Source organism: Ensifer sp. 2TAB8 (assembly GCF_052115125.1).
In the GTDB taxonomy this organism is placed as follows: Bacteria; Pseudomonadota; Alphaproteobacteria; order Rhizobiales; family Rhizobiaceae; genus Ensifer.
The window spans coordinates 1-556 of record NZ_JBFRGB010000086.1 but is presented as its reverse complement, the minus strand read 5'-3'; the positions used below and the strand labels follow the sequence as shown (position 1 = coordinate 556).

At 62.9% G+C, this 556-nt stretch carries 1 protein-coding gene; it reads right to left on the bottom strand.

Translation table 11 applies throughout. From position 1 onward, the window contains the following. Positions 1-556: alpha/beta hydrolase (locus tag AB4Z53_RS35455; protein ID WP_441600115.1), on the bottom strand; the 556-nt coding region annotated here is incomplete at both ends.

The following is a 556-nucleotide window of genomic DNA, read 5'->3' as shown; positions in this document are numbered from 1 at the left end:
TTGGCGAAGGCGAGCAGGTCGGCGTTGAGCTGGTCCTTGTGCGTGTCGGTGATGCCATGCGGCGCGCCGGCATAGACCTTGAGTTCGGCATGCGGGACGAGTTTCTTCGAAGCCCGAGCGGCCGCATCGATCGGCACGATCTGGTCGTCATCGCCGTGGATGATCAAGGTCGGCACGTCGAACTTCCTCAGATCCTCGGTGAAATCGGTCTGCGAGAAGGCGACGATGGAGTCATAGGTGTTCTTGTGACCGGCCGTCATGCCCTGCAGCCAGAAGCTGTCGATCATGCCTTGCGAGGCGACAGCACCCGGCCGGCTGAAGCCGAAGAACGGACCGGACGCGATATCGCGGTAGAGCTTGGAACGATCCTTGAGGCTTGCTGCCTGCAGGCCGTCGAACACTTTCTTCGGCAGGCCGCCGGAGTTCTTGTCGGTCTTGACCATCAAGGGCGGCACCGCCGAGATCAATCCGGCCTTGGCGACGCGGCTCGTGCCGTGGCGGCCGATATAGCGGCTGATCTCGCCGCCGCCGGTGGAAAAGCCGGCGAGGAAGATGT